At 66.8% G+C, this 18,336-nt stretch carries 20 protein-coding genes; 13 read left to right on the top strand and 7 right to left on the bottom strand.

What is annotated here, in order from left to right; all coding sequences use genetic code 11:
* Window positions 1–11: 11 nt before the first annotated feature.
* Together ACXJJ9_RS12335 and ACXJJ9_RS12330 are read left to right on the top strand one after the other, a co-directional pair.
* Entirely contained in the window at window positions 12–359 is a 348-nt protein-coding gene (locus tag ACXJJ9_RS12335) for a hypothetical protein (protein ID WP_457097438.1), read from the top strand.
* A gap of 148 nt (window positions 360–507) precedes the next feature.
* A complete protein-coding gene (locus ACXJJ9_RS12330) occupies window positions 508–951 on the top strand; it encodes an FHA domain-containing protein (protein ID WP_457097437.1) in 444 nt (147 codons plus the stop codon).
* A gap of 28 nt (window positions 952–979) precedes the next feature.
* Here the strand turns inward: ACXJJ9_RS12330 and ACXJJ9_RS12325 are convergent, their stop codons facing one another.
* Window positions 980–2,389, bottom strand: a complete 1,410-nt coding sequence (locus tag ACXJJ9_RS12325) for an aminotransferase-like domain-containing protein (RefSeq protein WP_457097436.1) — start codon at window positions 2,387–2,389, stop codon at window positions 980–982.
* A gap of 134 nt (window positions 2,390–2,523) precedes the next feature.
* Here ACXJJ9_RS12325 and ACXJJ9_RS12320 point away from each other — a divergent pair, with 134 nt between their 5' ends.
* The 10 genes from ACXJJ9_RS12320 (at window position 2,524) to ACXJJ9_RS12275 (ending at window position 13,539) form a co-directional block, all read left to right on the top strand.
* Window positions 2,524–2,886, top strand: a complete 363-nt coding sequence (locus ACXJJ9_RS12320) for a hypothetical protein (protein WP_457097435.1) — start codon at window positions 2,524–2,526, stop codon at window positions 2,884–2,886.
* On the top strand, window positions 2,883–3,089 hold the full coding sequence (locus ACXJJ9_RS12315; RefSeq protein ID WP_310053147.1) for a twin transmembrane helix small protein: 207 nt from the start codon (window positions 2,883–2,885) through the stop codon (window positions 3,087–3,089). The genes ACXJJ9_RS12320 and ACXJJ9_RS12315 overlap by 4 nt, the downstream gene beginning before the upstream one ends.
* 88 nt (window positions 3,090–3,177) lie before the next feature.
* Window positions 3,178–4,578 carry an oxygen-independent coproporphyrinogen III oxidase gene (gene hemN / locus ACXJJ9_RS12310; protein ID WP_457097434.1) on the top strand — a complete coding sequence of 467 codons (1,401 nt, stop codon included), beginning with the start codon at window positions 3,178–3,180 and terminating at the stop codon, window positions 4,576–4,578.
* A gap of 22 nt (window positions 4,579–4,600) precedes the next feature.
* The gene (locus ACXJJ9_RS12305; protein WP_457097433.1) at window positions 4,601–5,365 is read left to right on the top strand and encodes a helix-turn-helix domain-containing protein; all 765 of its coding nucleotides are present in this window, start codon (window positions 4,601–4,603) and stop codon (window positions 5,363–5,365) included.
* A gap of 210 nt (window positions 5,366–5,575) precedes the next feature.
* On the top strand, window positions 5,576–7,903 hold the full coding sequence (locus ACXJJ9_RS12300; RefSeq protein WP_457097432.1) for a nitric-oxide reductase large subunit: 2,328 nt from the start codon (window positions 5,576–5,578) through the stop codon (window positions 7,901–7,903).
* Window positions 7,904–8,014: 111 nt separating this feature from the next.
* Window positions 8,015–9,247: an NnrS family protein gene (locus ACXJJ9_RS12295; protein WP_457097431.1), complete on the top strand. Its 1,233-nt coding sequence runs from the start codon at window positions 8,015–8,017 to the stop codon at window positions 9,245–9,247.
* Window positions 9,244–9,645, top strand: coding sequence for a SirB2 family protein (locus ACXJJ9_RS12290; protein WP_457097430.1), 402 nt, complete (start codon window positions 9,244–9,246; stop codon window positions 9,643–9,645). Before ACXJJ9_RS12295 ends, ACXJJ9_RS12290 begins: the two co-directional genes overlap by 4 nt.
* A gap of 114 nt (window positions 9,646–9,759) precedes the next feature.
* Window positions 9,760–10,446 (top strand): alternative oxidase, encoded by a 687-nt coding sequence (locus ACXJJ9_RS12285; RefSeq protein WP_457097429.1) that lies wholly within the window; start codon window positions 9,760–9,762, stop codon window positions 10,444–10,446.
* A 5-nt stretch (window positions 10,447–10,451) separates the two neighbouring features.
* Entirely contained in the window at window positions 10,452–12,437 is a 1,986-nt protein-coding gene (locus tag ACXJJ9_RS12280) for a pyridoxal phosphate-dependent decarboxylase family protein (protein WP_457097428.1), read from the top strand.
* A gap of 10 nt (window positions 12,438–12,447) precedes the next feature.
* Window positions 12,448–13,539 (top strand): PLP-dependent cysteine synthase family protein, encoded by a 1,092-nt coding sequence (locus ACXJJ9_RS12275; RefSeq protein WP_457097427.1) that lies wholly within the window; start codon window positions 12,448–12,450, stop codon window positions 13,537–13,539.
* A 68-nt stretch (window positions 13,540–13,607) separates the two neighbouring features.
* On the opposite strand, the gene ACXJJ9_RS12270 is transcribed toward ACXJJ9_RS12275, so the two are convergent.
* The 6 genes from ACXJJ9_RS12270 to ACXJJ9_RS12245 form a co-directional block, all read right to left on the bottom strand.
* Window positions 13,608–13,910: a DUF2249 domain-containing protein gene (locus ACXJJ9_RS12270; RefSeq protein ID WP_457097426.1), complete on the bottom strand. Its 303-nt coding sequence runs from the start codon at window positions 13,908–13,910 to the stop codon at window positions 13,608–13,610.
* A 156-nt stretch (window positions 13,911–14,066) separates the two neighbouring features.
* The gene (locus ACXJJ9_RS12265; protein ID WP_457097425.1) at window positions 14,067–14,735 is read right to left on the bottom strand and encodes a DsbA family oxidoreductase; all 669 of its coding nucleotides are present in this window, start codon (window positions 14,733–14,735) and stop codon (window positions 14,067–14,069) included.
* 137 nt (window positions 14,736–14,872) lie between these two features.
* Entirely contained in the window at window positions 14,873–15,103 is a 231-nt protein-coding gene (locus ACXJJ9_RS12260; RefSeq protein WP_457097505.1) for a tautomerase family protein, read from the bottom strand.
* Window positions 15,104–15,296: 193 nt separating this feature from the next.
* A complete protein-coding gene (locus ACXJJ9_RS12255) occupies window positions 15,297–16,208 on the bottom strand; it encodes a LysR family transcriptional regulator (RefSeq protein ID WP_457097424.1) in 912 nt (303 codons plus the stop codon).
* Window positions 16,209–16,349: 141 nt separating this feature from the next.
* A complete protein-coding gene (locus ACXJJ9_RS12250) occupies window positions 16,350–16,538 on the bottom strand; it encodes a tautomerase family protein (protein WP_457097423.1) in 189 nt (62 codons plus the stop codon).
* 22 nt (window positions 16,539–16,560) lie between these two features.
* Window positions 16,561–16,797, bottom strand: a complete 237-nt coding sequence (locus ACXJJ9_RS12245) for a tautomerase family protein (protein ID WP_457097422.1) — start codon at window positions 16,795–16,797, stop codon at window positions 16,561–16,563.
* A 569-nt stretch (window positions 16,798–17,366) separates the two neighbouring features.
* On the opposite strand from ACXJJ9_RS12245, the gene ACXJJ9_RS12240 reads away from it, so the two are divergent.
* On the top strand, window positions 17,367–18,317 hold the full coding sequence (locus ACXJJ9_RS12240) for an enoyl-CoA hydratase/isomerase family protein (RefSeq protein WP_457097421.1): 951 nt from the start codon (window positions 17,367–17,369) through the stop codon (window positions 18,315–18,317).
* Window positions 18,318–18,336: the final 19 nt, after the last annotated feature.

The raw sequence follows: 18,336 nt of genomic DNA, 5'->3' as shown, positions 1-18,336 counted from the left end.
AGAGCTGAATCGTGGAGCGCTCCGTCGGACGCCAAGGGATTTCGCTGCATGGCCTTCACCCGGGCGTCGATAGCATCGCCTCCAACAACGCCGCACGAGATCTCCCCGTGTTCTGGTATTACGTCGCCCCGTTCGCGTACGACAAGTGGAACATCCTGTTCGAGAACCAGCCGCGGTCGCTGGTGTACGCCACGAAACTCGATGCCCTCAGGGCAGCGGTGCGGGCGGCGGAAAACAACTTCGACGACAAGGGCCAGCCATCGGGCGTCAAAGTCGAACAGGACGGACACTGGCGCAACGCCCTCACGTTTGGCCAGCAGGAAGCGTCATCCATCGATTCTTCCAGCGGCCAGCGGTGATCCTTCCAGCTTCCCCCGGCAGTGATCCGGGCTAACCCGGCGTCAGCAGACCCTGCCCCGCTGGCCCGGGACCCCCGGGCGGAGAGCGTTCCCCGTGGCCGCGTGCTAGCCTCCCGGCCCGACGACGTTCCCCGTTCCCAAGACCGCCATGAGCAACCTGCCATCGGACCCGGAGTACGTGCTGCGCGGTGTCGCCGGCATTGTCTTCGGGCGCACCTACCACCTCCTCGCCCCGACTACGGTCGGACGTGCGCCGGAGTGCGACATCTCCCTGGACAGTGCGGGTGTTTCGCGCCGCCATGCGCGGTTGCGTCCGCGCGAGTACGGGGTGGAAATCGAAGACCTCGGATCTTCGAATGGCAGCTTCCTCAATGGGCAGCGGGTCGGAACAGGCATCGCCCGTGTCGGCGACGAGATCGCGTTCGACCAGTTGCGCTTCCGCATCAGCGCCGCGCCACGTTCGGCGCGACAGGCCAGCGTCGCCGACGTTCCCGCCAGGACCGAATCACCGCATCGCCGATGGCCGTGGGTGGTCGCGGGCGTGGCGATCGGCGCCGCCCTTGTCGCGCTTGCGGCACGCTGGCCGCGCTAGTGCCGTCGCGCGACTAGCTTCGCGCCAGCTAGCTTCGCGCCAGTATTCCCAGTTCCCCCAACGCCGCTTCGATCCGCGCATCCAGCGGATGCCCGCAGTTGAGCCGCAGGCAATTGCCGAAGCCGCGGCTCGCCGAGAACATCGGTCCGGGCGCGAGGCTGATGCCCGCGGACGCAGCCCGGCGCTGCACGCGCAGCGCGTCGACACCTTCGGGCAGTTCCAGCCACAGGAAATAGCCGCCCGCGGGACGGGTGACGCGCGTGCCCGGCGGAAACGCCTCGGCAATCGCGGCGATGTAGCGCGCCTGCTGTTCGGCCAGGAGGCGGCGCAGGCGGCGCAGGTGGCGGTCGAAGCCGCCGCGTTCGAGATAGCGCGCGAGCGCGATCTGCGCAGGCACATTCGTGTTGAGGGTGGACGTGAGCTTGCGACGGGCGATGTCCCGGGCGTGGCGACCGGCGGCAACCCAGCCGATGCGGTAGCCGGGGGCGAGGCTCTTGGAGAACGACGAGCAGTGCATGACCCGTCCGTCGCGGTCGAACGCCTTGGCAGGCAACGCACGCCTGGGGCCGTAATGCAGTTCGGCGTAGACGTCGTCCTCGAGCAAGGGGATGTCGTGGCGCGCGAGCAGCTCGACGAGGGCGCGCTTGCGTTCCTCCGGCATCGTGCTGCCGAGCGGGTTCTGGAACGTTGGCATCAACCAGCAGGCGCGCGGGCCGTGGCGCGCAATGGCCCCTTCCAGGGCATCCAGGTCGATGCCATCGCGCGGATGGGTTGGTACCTCTATCGCGCGCAGGCCGCTGCGTTCGAGTGACTGCAGGCAGGCGTAGAAACACGGCGATTCCACCAGCACTGCGTCGCCGGGCCGGGTTACGGCGGCGATGCACAGGTTGAGGGCTTCGAGTGCGCCGTTGGTGATGACGATCTCGTCGATGCTGACGTCCATGCCGTCGATCAGGTACCGCAGCGCGATCTGCCGGCGCAGCGCGGCACTGCCGGGCGTGAGGTCGTCGACGGTGCTCCACGGGTCGAGGTGCAGCGCGGCCGTGGCCATGGCGCGACCGACGCGGTCGAGTGGAAAGTGCGTCGGACTCATGAAGGCGGAGCCGAGCGGGACGACGTTGCGGTGCATCGACGATTCCAGGATCTCGAAGACGAGTTCGCTGACGTCGACGGCGCGGGATTCGCCGTCGGGACGGGACGCGGTTTCGGGTTCCGGCGGCAGCGCGGCGGCGGTGCGGGTGACGTAATAGCCGGAGCGGGCCCGCGATTCGACCAGGCCTTGCGCTTCCAGCAGGTAGTACGCCTGAAAGATCGTGGCGGGGCTGAGCTTGCGGGCGGCACTGGCCTGGCGCACGGACGGCAGGCGCTCGCCGGGCTTGAGCAGGCCGGCGCGGATGGAGCGGGCGATGTCGTCGGCCAGGGCCTGGTAGCGCTTCATCGTGGCGTCCTGCGGGCGGAGCCGGACCGGCGTCGGCCTGACTGATATGGTTTTTTTCCTCGATTGTGATTCTAGGACGACTGATCCGGTCGGCCTAGCATGGCGACACCTCCCCATTCCCTGTCGCTGCCCCCATGAATCCGCAGGTCGAGCTGAACCTGGCACTGATCCTGTTCCTCCCCTGGTTCACGATCCTGGCCGTGCTGTACTGGAAATACCCCCGCGCGCCCCGCGGCTGGGCCCGCACGCTGTTCGATGCGACCAGCCTGCTGCTGGCCGTGGCCGCCGCCGCCGCCGGCATGTACTGGAGCATGGCCAACGCCGACCGTTCGTTCGGCCACATGTGGCAGCAGGTGCTGGCGAGCTCGGTGTCGTACGGCCTGTTCCTGGGGGTGATCACGGTGGCCCTGGTCGTGCGCTGGCACTGGCTGCGCCGCCTGCGTGTCCGTCCCCCTTCCTCCACTGCGGCCGACACGGCCACGGGTGCGCTTTCATGAAAACGCTGGTGATCCTCGCCTTCCTCGGCCTGATCCTCTACAACCTGGGTGCCGGGCTGTACTACATGCTGGTCGACATGGGCACGACCAAGCGCACCGTGAATGCGCTGACCAAGCGCATCGCGCTGTCGGTGGTGCTCATCCTGCTGGTGGCGGCCGGGATCGCGACCGGGGTCATCGAACCCCACGGGGTCGGCTCCTGACGGATCGCGCGCACCGAAATGTGTGAACAGGGAGCGCATTTGACCTCAGTCAAGGCGCGCCCCCCGACGCACTTCTACCGTGCGAGCCATGGCAACCGACACCATGGCTTTCGACTCCGAGCTGCTGCGCCGCTACGACCGGCCCGGGCCGCGCTACACGTCCTATCCGACCGCGCCGCAGTTCCACGCGGGTTTCGGCGAGGCGGAACTGCGCGATGCAGCCACCGCGAGCAACGGCGATCCGATCCCGCGACGGCTGTCGCTGTACGTGCACGTGCCGTTCTGCGCGAGCCCCTGCTTCTACTGCGGCTGCAACCGCATCATCACCCGCGACAAGGCGCGCGGCGAGGCCTATCTGGCGCGCCTGTATCGCGAGATCGCGCTCACCGCGCAGATGTTCGATCGCGACCGCGAGGTGATCCAGCTGCATTTCGGCGGTGGCACACCCAATTTCCTCTCGCCGGGCCAGTTGCGCGAGGTCGTGGAAACGCTGCGCAGCCAGTTCCGCTTTTCCGACTCGCGCGAGCGCGACATCTCGATCGAGCTGGATCCGCGCTTCGTTTCGCCCGCGGACATCCTCGAGCTGGCAACCACCGGCTTCAATCGCGCGAGTTTCGGCGTGCAGGACTTCGATCCGGCGGTGCAGGAAGCGGTGAACCGCATCCAGAGCGTGGAGGAAACCCGCGCCGTGGTCGATGCATGCCGCGCGACCGGCTTCCGTTCGGTCAACGTGGACCTGATCTACGGGCTGCCGAAGCAGACTCCTGACGGCTTCGCGCGCACGCTCGACATCGTCACGGACATGCGGCCCGACCGCATCGCGGTGTACAGCTATGCGCACATGCCGCAGTTGTTCAAGCCACAACGGCAGCTCAATGCCGACGACCTGCCGGACGCGGAAACCAAACTCATGCTGTTGCAGCTGGCGATCACGAAACTGACCGCCGCGGGCTACGTGTACATCGGCATGGATCATTTCGCACTGCCCGACGACGATCTCGCGATCGCGCAGGCGCGCGGCGGCCTGCATCGCAACTTCATGGGCTACACCACCCACGCCGACAGCGACCTCATCGGCCTGGGCGTGAGCGCGATCAGCCACATCGGCGACAGCTTCAGCCAGAACCCGCGCGACCTGCCGAGCTGGCAGATCGCACTCGATGAAGGCCGTCTGCCGGTATTCCGCGGCATGCGCCTGGATGAGGACGACCAGCTGCGCGCGGACCTGATCCAGGAGCTGATGTGCCAAGGCGAGGTGCCGGTGCGCGCACTCGAACGGCGCTACGGGATCGATTTCGCCGAGTACTTCGCCCAGGCGTTCGACAAGCTGCGGCCCCTGGCCGAGGACGGCCTGGTCAGGATCGAGCCGGACCGGATCGCGGTCACCTCGCGCGGGCGGCTGCTCTTGCGTAACATCGCCATGTGCTTCGATCGCTATCTCGAGCAGCCTGCCACCGTGGCCGCACCGCGCTTCTCGCGCGCGATCTGAGCCGGCCCGAGCCGAGTCACACATGGAGCCCTGCGTGAACCAGGTGGCTTTCCCGCGCAACGATGCGAGCACGCTGTCGGACGACGGCGACACGCTGAGCTTCTGCTCGACCTGTGCGTTCTCGCAGGCCTGCCTCGCCGAAGGCATGGACAAGCGCTCGCTGATGGACCTGCACGTGCTGGTCGAGCATGTCGGCCCCTTCCATGCCGGCGAACACATCTTCCGCGAAGGCGATCCGTTCGAGGCCATCGCCGCGGTCCGCGCGGGGACGGTGAAGACCTACGTGATCGATCGCGACGGGCACGAGCATGTGCTCGGCTTCCATCTTCCCGGCGAAGTCATCGGCTTGAACGCGATCGACGGCGACCACTATCCGTGCAATGCGATCGCGTTGGACACGGTGATGCTGTGCCGCTTCTCGTTCCCGAAGATCGCGGTGCTCGCGGCGAAACTGCCGGGCCTGCAGCGCCAGTTGTTCCGCCTGCTCAGCCGCGACATCGGCCGCGCCGCGCTGCTCGCGGGCGACTGGTCGGCGGACCAGCGCATGGCGGCGTTCCTGATCGGCCTGTCACGGCGGCTCGCGGCGCGCGGCTTCTCGCCCAACCGCTTCCAGCTGACGATGGCGCGCACGGATATCGCCAACTACCTGCGCCTGGCGCCGGAAACGGTCAGCCGCGTGCTGCGGCGGTTCCAGGAAGAAGGATTGCTGCACGTGGAGCGGCGCGAGCTCGAACTGACCGGGCGTGACGCCCTGGAAGCGTTGGCGGCGCCGATCCTGCGCGTCTGATTTCCCGGCTCGGTCAATCGTCGCCAGGCCTTGACCGACCGCCACATAAGCCCGGCGCGCTTCCTGCGCCGCTGCCTGTCCGCCATGCCTGCGTGCGCCCCGCCACTTGCCGCGCCCCACTGACTGCGACGCGGTCCACAGCTTGATTTGTATCAAGGCAGTTCCCTGCAACCAGGCGGACCATTCCCGCCACGCAATGGGAGAAATGTCATGAGCAGCACGAGGAAGTTGTGGCTGGGCCTCGCGGCCCTGCTCATCGTCTCGTTCGGCGTACTGCTGTGGGCCGGAACGGAGATCTTCCGCACCGCCCCGCCCGTACCCGAACGCGTGGTGAGCGAAAGTGGACAGGTCATCTACACCAAGGCCGACATCGAGCGCGGCCGCCAGGTCTGGCAGTCGATGGGCGGCATGCAGTTGGGCTCGATCTGGGGCCACGGCGCCTACGTCGCGCCCGACTGGAGCGCGGACTGGCTGCATCGCGAAGCGGTAGGCGTCCTCGACCTGTGGGCGCGCGCCGACGACAGCGCGGCGACGTACGAGCAGCTGCCGGCTGAGCAGCAGGCCGGGCTTCGCGGCCGCCTCCAGGAAATGATGCGCACCAACACCTACAACGCGGCGAACGGCACGATCACGCTGCCGAACGATCGCGTTGCCGCCTTGTCGAACGTGGCCGCGCACTACGAGAGCCTGTTCGGCAACGACCCGGCCACGCAGAAGCTGCGCGAGGCCTACGCGATGAAGAACGACACGGTGCCCGATGCGGAACACCGCCGTGCGCTCACCGCGTTCTTCTGGTGGACGGCGTGGGCCGCGACCACCGAACGCCCGCGCGAGCCCGGCGACGCGATGGTGCCCAACCAGGCCGGCGTTCCCGACAAGCAGGTGACCTACACCAACAACTGGCCGAGCGAGCCGCTGGTCGGCAACACGCCGGCCGCGCCGCTATGGCTGTGGTCGGCCTTCAGCGTGCTGTTCCTGATCGCGGGCATCGGCCTGCTCGGCTGGCACCACGCCCGCACGCACGGCGAGGAAGGCCCGGTGAAGCTACCCGCGACCGATCCGCTCGCCGCGCTGCGCATCACGCCATCGATGCGCGCCACCGCGAAGTACTTCTGGGTCGTGCTGGCACTGTTCCTGGTGCAGATCCTGCTCGGCGCGATGACCGCGCACTACCAGGTCGAGGGCCAGGTCGCCTACGGTTTCAACCTGTCGAACATCCTTCCGTACTCGATCACGCGTACCTGGCATACCCAGTTGGCGGTGCTCTGGATCGCGGTGGCATGGCTCGCCACCGGCCTGTACATCGCGCCAGCATTGAGCGGGCATGAGCCGAAGTTCCAGCGCCTGGGCGTGAACTTCCTGTGGGTGTGCCTGCTGGTGATCGTGGTCGGCTCGTTCGCGGGCCAGTGGCTGGCGGTGATGCAGAAGCTCGGCCTGGACCTGAACTTCTGGTTCGGCCACCAGGGCTGGGAATACGCCGACATGGGCCGCTTCTGGCAGTGGTTCCTGTTCATCGGACTGCTGCTGTGGCTGACCCTGGTCGGGCGTGCGCTCTGGCCGGTGCTGCGCGGGCCGCAGAGCGACACCAAGGCCATCGTTGGCCTGCTGTTCCTGTCCACCGTCTGCATAGGGCTGTTCTTCGCCGCGGCGCTGATGTGGGGCGAGCACACCCACATCTCCGAGGTCGAGTACTGGCGCTGGTGGCTGGTGCACCTGTGGGTGGAAGGCTTCTTCGAGGTCTTCGCCGCGGCGGTGATGTCGCTGATCTTCGTGAAGCTCGGCCTGGTCAATGCCAAGTCGGCAACGACGGCGGTGCTGTTCGCCACCATCATCTTCATGTCCGGCGGCGTGCTCGGCACCCTGCACCACCTGTACTTCGTCGGCACGCCGACGGCCGTGGTTGCGCTGGGTGCGAGCTTCAGCGCGCTGGAAGTAGTGCCGCTGGCCTACATCGGCTTCGAGGCTTACCACACCTACAAGCTGGGCAAGGCGACACCCTGGATGGCGCGCTATCGCTGGCCGATCCTGTTCTTCATCGCGGTCTCGTTCTGGAACCTGGTGGGCGCGGGCCTGTTCGGCTTCCTCATCAACCCGCCGCTGTCGCTGTACTACATGCAGGGCCTCAACCTAACCCCGCTGCATGGCCACACTGCGCTGTTCGGCGTGTACGGCATGCTCGGCATCGCGCTGGTGCTGTTCTGCATGCGCGGCCTGCGCGGGCAGATGGTGTGGGACGTGCGCCCGCTGAAGGTCGCCTTCTGGTGCTTCAACATCGGCCTGGCAATGATGGCGGTATTCACGCTGCTGCCGCTGGGCACGATGCAGCTGCTGGCCGCGATCGAACACGGCTATGCGTATGCACGTTCTGCCGAGTTCATGCAGAAGCCCATCGTCGACATGCTGGTATGGATGCGCGTGCCGGGCGACACGGTGTTCAGCGTGGGCGCGCTGGCCCTGTGCTGGTTCGTGTTCCGCCTGTGGGTCGCGCCGAAGCCGGTGCCGGTCGGCGGCGCCGAGATCGAACACTTCGATAGCTGAGTGATGGCTGGTCTCGGGTGGGGCGGTTCTCGCCCCACCCGTTTTTTTGGAACGGCCGAGCGCCTGACCTGGATCAATTCATCCCACCCGCGAGACCGCGACAATCCGCGCATGGACAAACCGCGAGCAACCACGCCCAAGGCCCTTTCGCCGCAACTGCTGGCACAGGCCCCTCATCGGCTGATGTTCTTCGTCGGTGCCAGCAACGTGCTGCTGGCGATGCTTTGGTGGGCCGCCTGGCTGGTGTCGTCGCGCTGGCCGGTGTTCGCCATGCCGCAACCGCAGCCCTATGCGGGCTGGCTGCATGCCTTCGTGATGCAATACCAGATGCTGTCGAGCTTCATCTTCGGCTTCCTGCTGACGGTGTTCCCGCGCTGGATGGGGCTGGCCGACTTCGAACGCTGGCGGTACGTGCCGGTCGGACTCGGACTGTTCGGCGGGCAGCTGATGACGCTGCTGGGTGCGATGGGCTGGAGCGCCGGCATCGTGGTCGGGCTGCTGATGACGCTGGGCGGCTGGGTCGCCGCGCTGGTGACGCTGGCACCGCTGCTGTGGAAAGAGAAAGGCACGACAGGGCATGCCCGCTCGTGCTTCGCCGCCCTGCTGCTGGGCCTGATCGGATTGCTCGCATGGGTCGCGTTCGTGCTCGGCGCGCCGCCGATCTGGGCGTTCGTCAGCATCAAGCTGGGCAGCTTCGGACTGCTGCTGCCGATATACGTGACCGTCGCGCACCGCATGTTCCCCTTCTTCGCCGGCAACGCGGTGCCGGGCTACGCGCCGTGGCGACCGCTGTGGCTGCTGGGGGCGTTGTGGGCGCTGGCGCTGCTGCACCTCGCGCTGGAACTCACCCACGCCTACGCCTGGCTCTGGATCGCCGACGTGCCGCTGTTCCTGCTTACGGCGACGCTGTGCCTGCGCTGGTGGCCCAGCGGTCCGAAACCGGGGCTGCTGGCGGTGCTGTTCATCGGCCTGGGCTGGCTGCCGGTCGCCTTCGTGCTGTATTCGGCGCAAAGCATCGGCTATCTGTTCACCGGCGTGTATGCGCTGGGCCGGGCGCCCGCGCACGCGTTGTTCGTCGGCTTCTTCGGCAGCGTGCTGGTGGCGATGGTGACGCGGGTGACGCAGGGCCACTCCGGGCGCGCGCTGGTCATGCCCAAGGTGGCCTGGTATGCCTTTGTCGCGATCCAGCTCGTCGCCGTGATGCGCATCGGTGCGGAGTTCGCGCGCGATCCGATGCAATGGCAGGCCATCGCGGCGGTGGGCTGGCTGGTGGCGCTGCTGCCGTGGGTGGCACGGGTCGGCCGCATCTATCTTTCGCCACGCATGGACGGTAAGCCGGGATGATCGAGTTCTATCCCCAGATCAGGCAGTTCCACATCTTCGTTGCGTTGTTGAGCGGCTCGCTGTTCGCCCTGCGCGGCGCGTTCCTGCTGGCCGGTGCACGCTGGCCGCTTGCGCTTCCGGTGCGCTGGCTCAGCTACGCCGTCGACACCGCGTTGCTGACGGCGGCGCTGATGCTGCTGACCATCCTGCCCGGCGCGGTATTCGCCAACGGCTGGCTGGCGGTGAAGGTGACCCTGATGGTCGTCTACATCGTGCTGGGCGTGTTCGCGCTCAAGCGTGCGAAGACGCGGCGCGGGCGGCTGGGGTTCTACCTGGCGGCGCTGGTGACATTCCTGGCGATCTACGGGATCGCGCGCGCGCACCATCCGCTGGGCCTGTTCACTTACTGGTTCAGCTGACCTGGCTGAATCGTTGCGCTTTGCCAGCGCTGAATTGACCCAGGTCAAGGGCGGCCGGCCTCATCGGCGTAGCGTTGTCGCAGCAGAAAACAACGCCGCGCCACGGAGGCCGTCATGAACACCGCCCTGATCACCCCCTTCGTCCAGACGCCCGCGAGCGTGGAACTGGACACCCACCACGGCACGCGAGACTGGTCCGACCGCATTGCGCTCGGCATCACCCGCGGCCTGCGCTTCCTGGCCGACACCTTCTTCGCCAAGCGCTACGGCAACCGCGCCATCGTCCTGGAAACCGTGGCCGCGGTGCCTGGCCTGGTCGGCGCCGCGCTGATCCACCTGCGTTGCCTGCGCTGGATGAAGCACGACCACGGCTGGATCCGCGCGCTGATGGAGGAAGCCGAGAACGAGCGCATGCACCTGATGACCTTCATCGAGATCGCGCGTCCGAACTGGCTGGAGCGCGCGCTGGTGCTGGTCGCGCAGGCCGGCTTCTTCACCTTCTTCCTCATGCTGTACCTGCTGTCGGCGCGTACCGCGCATCGCCTGGTCGGCTACTTCGAGGAACAAGCGGTGGTGAGCTATACCCAGTACCTGCAGGAGATCGACAGCGGCCGGGTCGAGAACGTGCCGGCGCCGAAGATTGCCCGCGACTACTGGCAACTGGCGGCCGACGCCCGCCTGCGCGACGTGGTGCTGGCGGTGCGTGCCGACGAAGCCGGCCATCGCGACATCAACCATGACTTCGCCGACCAGTTGCGACCGGCGCAGGGGCGATTTGCGATGGGCCGTGGCGGACAGTGATGGCAATGAACAGTTCTCTCGCGATTCCGCGCGATTTCCTCGTGAACACACCCCTCGATAGCAGGCCCCTCGATAGCAGGCCCGAGGCTCTCGACCGCAGCACACTCGATGCCTGCTTCCTCGGCCCGTACGGCGAGAACGACTCGCTGCTGGAAAAGCTGGTCGTGGAATTCCTGCGCGACCATGTGTACTGGCGGCGCAACTTCCATCCGGAGGATCCACCGGTCATTCCCACGCGCGCGACGCAGCAGCCTGGCTACCAGGCCTTCGAGGCGCGCATGCGGCGCGAGTTGCATTCGCTGTCGGCGGCGCTGAAGAAGTCGGTTCCGTTCCACAGCCCACGCTACATCGGCCACATGGCCTCGGACCTGCTACTGCCCGGCCTGGCCGCGCAGCTGCTGACCCTTCCCTACAACCCCAATAACGTCAGCGAGGATGCCGCCCCCGTCACTGTCGAGATGGAAGTGCGCGCCGGCCTGCAACTCGCGCGGATGCTGGGGTATCCCGACGACCCGGCGCGCGACGACTGCGCGTTCGGACACCTCACGTCCGGTGGCACGCTCGCCAACTACCAGGCGCTGCGGCTGGCTTTGGCGCTGAAGGCGTTCCCGGTGGCATTGCGCGCAGCGGGCGTTCCGGACATCGACCTGCCGCCCGACGACTGGAGTGCATTCAACACCGGCACCACGGCCGGCATCGCCCTGCTCGACCGCTGGCAACGCTGGCTCGCGAACCAACCGGCGGACCAGCGCCGTGCCTGGCGCGCACGCGTGCAGGCGCAACGGATCGAGACGCTGGGGCTGGTCGAGTTCTTCGCGCGCCATGCGCAACTCAGCCCGCCGCGCGTGCTTGCGCCGGTCACCGCGCACTACTCGTGGAGCAAGGGCCTGAAGCTTCTCGGGCTGGGCCGCGCGCACCTGGAACTGCTACCCGAACGCAACATGCGGCTCGACGCTGAGGCATTGCAGGAGGCACTGGAACGCTGCCTGCGCGAACGCCAGCCCGTGTTGATGGTGGTCGCGGTGCTGGGTACCACCGAGTACGGCACGATCGACCCGGTCGACCGCGTGGTCGCCGCACGCGACACCATGCACGCACGTGGACTGGACTTCAGCGTCCACGTGGACGCTGCATGGGGCGGCTACCTGGCCACGTTGTTCCGCAATGCCGACGGCAGCCTGCGCAGTCGCGCCGAAGTCGGCGCGGACTTCGCGCATTTCCCGCAACCGGAAGTGCATGCCGCGTTCGCCGCGCTCGGCGGCACCGATTCGGTCACCGTCGATCCGCACAAGCTCGGCTACCTGCCCTATGGCGCGGGTGCCTTCATCTGCCGCGACCACCGCGCGATGGCGCTGCTCGCCGAGGAAGCCGATTATGTGTTCGACGGCGAAGGCGCGGACGACTACATGGCGCGTTATCGCCGCCTCGGCCAGTTCACTCCGGAAGGTTCCAAGTCCGGCGCGGCCGCGGCAGCGGTCTATGTCACCCATCGCGTGTTGCCGCTGGACCACGCGCACTTCGGCATGCTGCCCAGGCAGACCGTGCTCGCCGCCGAGGCGTTCCATCAGCGCGCACAGCGCTTTGCCGCCGAGCTTGCGGACAGTGTCCATGCCTGCATCCCCTTTGCGCCCGACAGCAACCTGGTCTGCCTCGCACTGAACCCAGCCGGCAATCGCGGCGTCGGCCATGCGAATGCCTTCGTGCGCCGGCTGCACGAGGAACTGCGCTGCGATCCGCAACGCCCGCTGCAGATGAAGGAGTTCTTCGGCTCGATGACCACGCTGCGACCGGATGTCCTCGGCGCGGCCGAAATGCAACGCATCGCCGCGCAGCTACGGCTCGACCCGGCGACCTTCGACGATGCCGCCGACCGCCTGGTGATCCTGCGCCACACGCTGATGAACCCGTACCTGATCGACCGCGAGAACGGGATCAGCTACATCGACCGCTACTTCGACTACCTGGCCATGCGCGTACGCGCGCTGTGCTGAGGGAGTGCACATGCCCACTGCCGCGACCGCAACTGTCTTCGCCGACCACGACGTCCAGCGTGACTGGTGCCTGGCCGCACTCGCGAAGCTGCAGCAGGAGGCCGCGCGATCGGCCGACACCCATTTGTTGAAGATCGATCTGCCCGGTTTCCCCGGCATCGGCTTCTACTTCAAGGACGAGGCCGCGCACCCGACCGGCAGCCTCAAGCATCGCCTCGCCCGCTCGCTGTTCCTGTATGCGCTGTGCAATGGCCGCCTGCAGGCCGGGCAGCCCGTCGTCGACGCCTCCTCGGGCAGCACGGCGATTTCCGAAGCCTGGTTCGCGCGACTGCTCGGCTTGCCGTTCACCGCGGTGATGCCGGCCTGCACCGCGCCGCGCAAGATCCGCGACGTCGAAGCGCTCGGCGGCGTGTGCGACCTCGTCGACAACCCGGCCGACGTGCACGCACGCGCCGCGTGGCACGCCGCGCGCGGCGCCTGCCACCTCGACCAGTTCGGGCTCGCCGAACGCGCCACCGACTGGCGCGGCAACAACAACATCGCCGAATCCATCCTGCAGCAGATGAGCCGCGAACCCGATCCGGAACCCGCCTGGATCGTATGCGGCGCCGGCACCGGCGGCACCTCCGCGACCATCGGCCGCTACCTGCGCTATCGCGGCCTGCACACGCGGCTTTGCGTGGCCGATCCCGCGGGCAGCGGCTTCGTGAACGGCTGGCGCGCGCGCGATCGCGCCGCGCTCGCCACGCAGCCGACACTGATCGAAGGCATCGGCCGGCCGCGCGTCGAGCCGGGCTTCGTGTTCGAGGTCGTCGACGAAGTGGTCGAAGTGGCGGACACCGCGTCGATCGCCGCCGCGTGGCTGCTGGAGGACCTGCTGGGCCGGCGCTACGGCGGTTCGTCAGGCACCAATTTCGTCGCCTGCCTGCAGCTGGCGGAGGCGATGCGCGCACGTGGCGAGCGCGGCAGCATCGTCAGCCTGCTGTGCGATCGCGGCGAGCGCTACGAGCAGACGCTGTTCGACCGCGACTGGCTGCGGGCGCAGGGGGTCGATCCCGCTGCGGCGTTCAAACGGCTCGCGGCCCGCCTCGCGCTCGGCTAGCGCATTCCAGCATGGGAAGCAGGAGGCGGCGCCCCTGCTCCCCTTGCGGCCGCGCGCATCACTCCGCGTCAGCCGCAACTGCCGCAGCAGCCGCAGTTCTCCGCTTCGTCGGCGTCGGCGCCGGCCACGACGAAATCGATCACGATCGCGCCCGGTTCGCGCTGGCGATACTGGATATCGAGTGTGTCGCCGTAACGCTGCAGCAGTTGCGCCAGCAGCGGCAACGGATCGTGGTCGTTGACGAAGCGCATCGTTTCACCGGGCTGCAGCGCATCCAGTGCGCCGAAGATCGCCGCGTGGCGGAAGCGCTTGGCGATGCCACGCGCGTCGAAGGGGTGCACCTGCTGGGCCAGGGTGTTGGAAGCAATCATGGCGGCTCGTCCGGACTTGGGGACGCCAGCATGCAGGCCGCGGTCGCGGCCGCCATTGACCTGGATCATGCCCGGTATGGATCGGGCGGCATGCGTTTCCGTCCGTGGACGTGCTGCTGCACTTGACCGGCGTCAGTGCGGCAGGCGGCCGCGCGATTAGCGTGCGCAAGCCGCCGCGCTCGAAAGGCGTTCCACGTAGCCCTGTACGTCCTGCGAACCGCTGAACAGCAGTTCGCCGTCGACGAGGTAACTGGGCACTCCGCTCACACCACGCGCCTTGATTCTCACGTCGAACGAGCGGATCTCGTCTTGCGCCAGAAGCGACCGGCGCAGCGCATCCGCCTGCATCCCGGCTTCTTCGGCGATGCGCTCAAGCACGGCGTGGTCGCCGATGTCCTTGCCCTGGGTGAAGTAGGCAGTGAACAGTGCATCGATAACTTGATCCTGCAGCACCGCACCGCCTTCGGCATGTGCCAGCCGTGCGAGGGCGTGAGCCGCCACCGTGTTGGGCGTGCGCGTCTGGAGCTGGTAATTGAACTCCGCGCCAAAACGACGACCGGCCTCGATGGCGCGTGCGTCCATGGCCAGCGAGTTCTCCCAGCCGAAGCGCATCGTGCGGAACTGCTTGCGGTCCATGCCTTCCGTCGGGATGGTGGGATTGAGCTGGTAGGGAAGCCATTCGATCTCGACGTCCACGCCCTGCTCGGCGAGTGGGCCCAGCGCCAGGTCGAGGCTGCGCTTGCCGATGAAGCACCACGGGCAGATCACATCGGCGACCACCTGCAGGCGCAGCAAGGCGCGGTTGGGCAACGTGGGGTTGTGCATGACGTTCAAAATCCTGTCCTTCGTTGTTTACAGAGTGATTGATCACGCATGTGCCCGCGCGATGGCACTGGATCCCGGGAATCGCACGCGGCACAGGATGGCCATCCAGAGCGGATGGCCACCCGCATCGGGACCTGCTACTTCTTTCCGGCCTGACGCTGCCGCCGGAATTCGGGCACGGGCAAGCCGCCCCAGCCCCAGTTATCCAAGGGAACCTCCTCGATCACGACAAAGGTCGAGTCGAGTGGCTTGTTGAGGACGTTCAGCAACACTTCGCTGATTCCCTTGATCAGCGCCGCCTTCTCTTCCGGCGTGGGCGCATCGCGATCGGGGCTGGTCCCTTCACGCGTGATCTGGACATTGACCATAGGCACGGTTGCACTCCTGGCTAATCCGGGGCGTGGAATGCCCTCGAAGACTGTGGGGGAAAGCCGGTAGGGCGCCGATACGGTCGGCGCTTCCGACAGCCACTAATCTAGGAGCGGAACATGGCCTTGCGAATCCACGACGTCCGGCAGACATTCTTCCGCGCCGCGGTGCAATCGCTGGGCGCGTCTGCGCCTACGTGTTCAGCTTGGCGAAGATCGCACGCAGGCGCGGCGTGGCGAAATCGACGAACGCACGCACCTTCGGCACCGACAGGCGCCCGTAGGGCGAGACCAGGTGTACCGGGAGCGGCGCCGGCTCCGCATCGGCCAGGACGATGCGCAATGCATCCTGCTCAAGTTCGGAAGCGACGTGATACGACAGCAGTCGGGTCACGCCGTGTCCTTCCACCGCCGAGGCCCTTGCCGCGTGCACGTTGTTGACGACCAGACGTGGAGTAAATGGAATGGATTGATGAATCGAAGATCCTTCCGTTGGCGGGAAGCTCCACGAATCCAGACCCATGTGCGACATCGTGATGATCTGGTGCGCACTCAGGTCGGAGGGTTGCTTGATGGCTGGATGTGTCGCCAGGTAGCGCGGCGATGCCACGATCACGCGCCGAGCCTCGCCGATGCGAGTTGCGACCAGCGTCGAGTCGGCCAGAGGGATAACGCGCAACGCCAGGTCCATGCCTTCGTCGATCAGGTTGACTGGTCTTTCCAGCAGGTGCATCCGCACGTTGACCGTCGGGAATTCCTCGATGAAGGCATCGACGATCGGACGTAGCAGTTCCACGCCAATAAACATGGTGGAGGTGATCGTCAGGGTGCCGCGTGGCACCGAGCGCTCGCCGGCGGCCTGCCGGTCCGCCTCCTCGAGGTCCGTGAGCACTTTCCTGCAGGCGGCGGCGTATCGCTCGCCGGCTTCGCTCAGCTTGATGGAGCGTGTGGTCCGGTGCAGCAGCGGCACGCCGACATGCGCCTCGAGATAGGCGACGGCCCGGCTCACCGCGGCGGGCGAGCGACCGGTCCTGCGGCTTGCGCCGGCGAGGCTGCCCTCGTCGAGGGCGGCGATGAAGATCTTCATGGCCTCGATGCGATCCATCTGCGCCACCGTACTCTTTAGCGGAGCCGAACCGGCCTGGTCCGGTCGCATTTGACCACCGCGCAGGTGGACGCGTCGAGGACCACCGCCAGGCGTCGCTGTCGCCCCGGCTTCTGGTGAATCAGCGGCCGCCCCATCGCGTCACCCTGGGGCGCGCGAGACGAAATCGAGCTCGCGGATATTGGGCGCCTGGTGTTCATGGAGGATGACGGTAATGGTTTTCGGGTCGGCATTCAGTGTGTTGACAGTGGCCTCAACGAGGTCCGTCACCAGCGACCGCTTCTGTTCCGTCGACAGAGGCGTGGAGAGATGACATTGGATCAGTGGCATGGCGGCGTCTCCAGGACTCGGCCTATCGTTCGGGCGTCGGCTTCGCGAAATCCGGCAGGTGTTGCCCGTTCTCGACCAGGTTGATGCCAGGATTCTCGTGGATGATCAGGTGCACGTTCTCGCGCGGCTCGCCCGTGGCCCGGTTGACCGCATCGAGAATGGCCGTCGCAAACCTGCGCTTCTGCTCGTCGCTGCGACCGATGCGCATGTCTATGGTGAGTATCGCCATCGTGGGGTTCCTCGCTTGAGTGGGTGACATCACTACAGCCGCACGGGCGCAAACGGAAGGCCGCCGGAGATCACGCGGCCTTGACCTGTGCTCCAAGTTCGGTCAAGGACGTCTTGGCGTGCCTCGTACCGTTGTGCATTCCAAGCTCGGAAGCGGCCGCATCGACTGCTTCAGTGGGGCGAGGAATGTACGCGTTCCTCTTCATGCCCAGAAAGCATGCTCCGCGGAAGTCAGCCTTCCAACGCACGAAATAATCGTATCGGCGGGCCGCTGCCGTTGCCTGGAAGCGCGTCGGCGGGGGCGTCGAATATAGGCCGATACAGACCGATGCAGAGGCTCGATTTGGCAAAGACCCATTCTTCCATCGCGTGGAAGAAAGTATTTCGCCATGCAGTCTTTCTTGCGCCCCATCGACGCGAGTAACTTCGAATCGCAGGCCATTCTCCAAACGAGCGCGCTTGCCGCCACTCCCCCGGTGCACCACCCGGGAGGTGTGGGGGCATCGGGTGTAGAAGGTCAAAGATCGCTGGAACATCCTGCTCCTGCCCGACGCGTAAACCACTATCCACATTCGTCACCTCCCCCACTGGAACTCCACCATGAAGCTCAACTTGCTCGCCACGGCATTTCTTGCTGTCGGCATCGCGTTCACCGCTCCCGTGTTTGCCCAGGAGGCCTCGGCTCCCAAGGCCACCAAGCCGCAGCGGGCCACCGACGCCCCGGACCAGATCCGGCTCACCAAGGTCACGCCCGAGTATTGGCGCGTCACCTTGCACAACCCCCCGTACAACCTCTACGGCCCGAACACGATGCCGCAGTTGAACAAAGTCGTGACTGCGATGGAGTCCGATCCGAACGTCAGGGTGGTCGTGTTCGAGAGCGACGTGCCGGACTTCTTCATGACCCATTACGACTTCGTGCCACCGCTGGCCGAGTCCACCAGCCTGCCGCCGGGCAAGACCGGCCTGCCGCAGCTGCCGGACATGCTGGTGCGCATCAGCAAGGCGCCGGTCGTGTCGATCTCGAAGATCCGCGGCCGCGCCACCGGCGTCGGCAGCGAATTGGCGCTGGCCACCGACATGCGCTTCGCCAGCCGCGAGAAAGCCAAGCTGTCGCAGTTCGAGATCGGCGCCGGCTTCGCGCCGGGCGGCGGGCCGTCGGCGCGCCTGCCGCGCCTGATAGGCCGCGGTCGYGCGYTGGAAGTGCTGATGACCGGCAGCTACCTCGACGGCGAACTCGCCGAGCGCTACGGCTACGTCAATCGYGCGCTGCCCGATGCCGAGCTGGACAAGTTCGTCGACACGATGGCSCGYCGCATYKCCGGGTTCGACAAGCAGACCATCGCCGACATCAAGCGCCTGGTCGATGCCAGCAGCCTGCCGACCAACGAACAGATAGGAGCGGAGTGGGAGGCGTTCCTCACCTCGGTGCAGCGCCCGGCCGCGCAGCAGCGCATCGGCAAGTTGATGCAGCAGGGCCTGCAGACCAACACGGACCTGGAAAGGAACCTGGACGTGTACACCGGCAAGCTCAACGAAGTGTCGAAGTGACCGTTGGCCACACGGCGCC

This window comes from Lysobacter sp. P5_B9 (assembly GCF_054049835.1).
This window is presented reverse-complemented; position numbering and strand designations above follow the sequence as displayed.

Bases quoted from the DNA above. Each gene is read 5' to 3' on its own strand.
- ACXJJ9_RS12330 (WP_457097437.1), top strand. From the start codon at position 508: ATGAGCAACCTGCCATCGGACCCGGAGTACGTGCTGCGCGGTGTCGCC.
- ACXJJ9_RS12265 (WP_457097425.1), bottom strand. From the start codon at position 14,735: ATGCACAACCCCACGTTGCCCAACCGCGCCTTGCTGCGCCTGCAGGTG.
- ACXJJ9_RS12250 (WP_457097423.1), bottom strand. From the start codon at position 16,538: ATGCCACTGATCCAATGTCATCTCTCCACGCCTCTGTCGACGGAACAG.
- ACXJJ9_RS12320 (WP_457097435.1), top strand. From the start codon at position 2,524: ATGAATCCGCAGGTCGAGCTGAACCTGGCACTGATCCTGTTCCTCCCC.
- ACXJJ9_RS12325 (WP_457097436.1), bottom strand. From the start codon at position 2,389: ATGAAGCGCTACCAGGCCCTGGCCGACGACATCGCCCGCTCCATCCGC.
- ACXJJ9_RS12275 (WP_457097427.1), top strand. From the start codon at position 12,448: ATGCCCACTGCCGCGACCGCAACTGTCTTCGCCGACCACGACGTCCAG.
- ACXJJ9_RS12255 (WP_457097424.1), bottom strand. From the start codon at position 16,208: ATGGATCGCATCGAGGCCATGAAGATCTTCATCGCCGCCCTCGACGAG.
- ACXJJ9_RS12305 (WP_457097433.1), top strand. From the start codon at position 4,601: ATGGAGCCCTGCGTGAACCAGGTGGCTTTCCCGCGCAACGATGCGAGC.
- ACXJJ9_RS12280 (WP_457097428.1), top strand. From the start codon at position 10,452: ATGAACAGTTCTCTCGCGATTCCGCGCGATTTCCTCGTGAACACACCC.
- ACXJJ9_RS12315 (WP_310053147.1), top strand. From the start codon at position 2,883: ATGAAAACGCTGGTGATCCTCGCCTTCCTCGGCCTGATCCTCTACAAC.
- ACXJJ9_RS12300 (WP_457097432.1), top strand. From the start codon at position 5,576: ATGAGCAGCACGAGGAAGTTGTGGCTGGGCCTCGCGGCCCTGCTCATC.
- ACXJJ9_RS12270 (WP_457097426.1), bottom strand. From the start codon at position 13,910: ATGATTGCTTCCAACACCCTGGCCCAGCAGGTGCACCCCTTCGACGCG.
- ACXJJ9_RS12285 (WP_457097429.1), top strand. From the start codon at position 9,760: ATGAACACCGCCCTGATCACCCCCTTCGTCCAGACGCCCGCGAGCGTG.
- ACXJJ9_RS12290 (WP_457097430.1), top strand. From the start codon at position 9,244: ATGATCGAGTTCTATCCCCAGATCAGGCAGTTCCACATCTTCGTTGCG.
- ACXJJ9_RS12245 (WP_457097422.1), bottom strand. From the start codon at position 16,797: ATGTCACCCACTCAAGCGAGGAACCCCACGATGGCGATACTCACCATA.
- hemN (WP_457097434.1), top strand. From the start codon at position 3,178: ATGGCAACCGACACCATGGCTTTCGACTCCGAGCTGCTGCGCCGCTAC.
- ACXJJ9_RS12260 (WP_457097505.1), bottom strand. From the start codon at position 15,103: ATGGTCAATGTCCAGATCACGCGTGAAGGGACCAGCCCCGATCGCGAT.
- ACXJJ9_RS12295 (WP_457097431.1), top strand. From the start codon at position 8,015: ATGGACAAACCGCGAGCAACCACGCCCAAGGCCCTTTCGCCGCAACTG.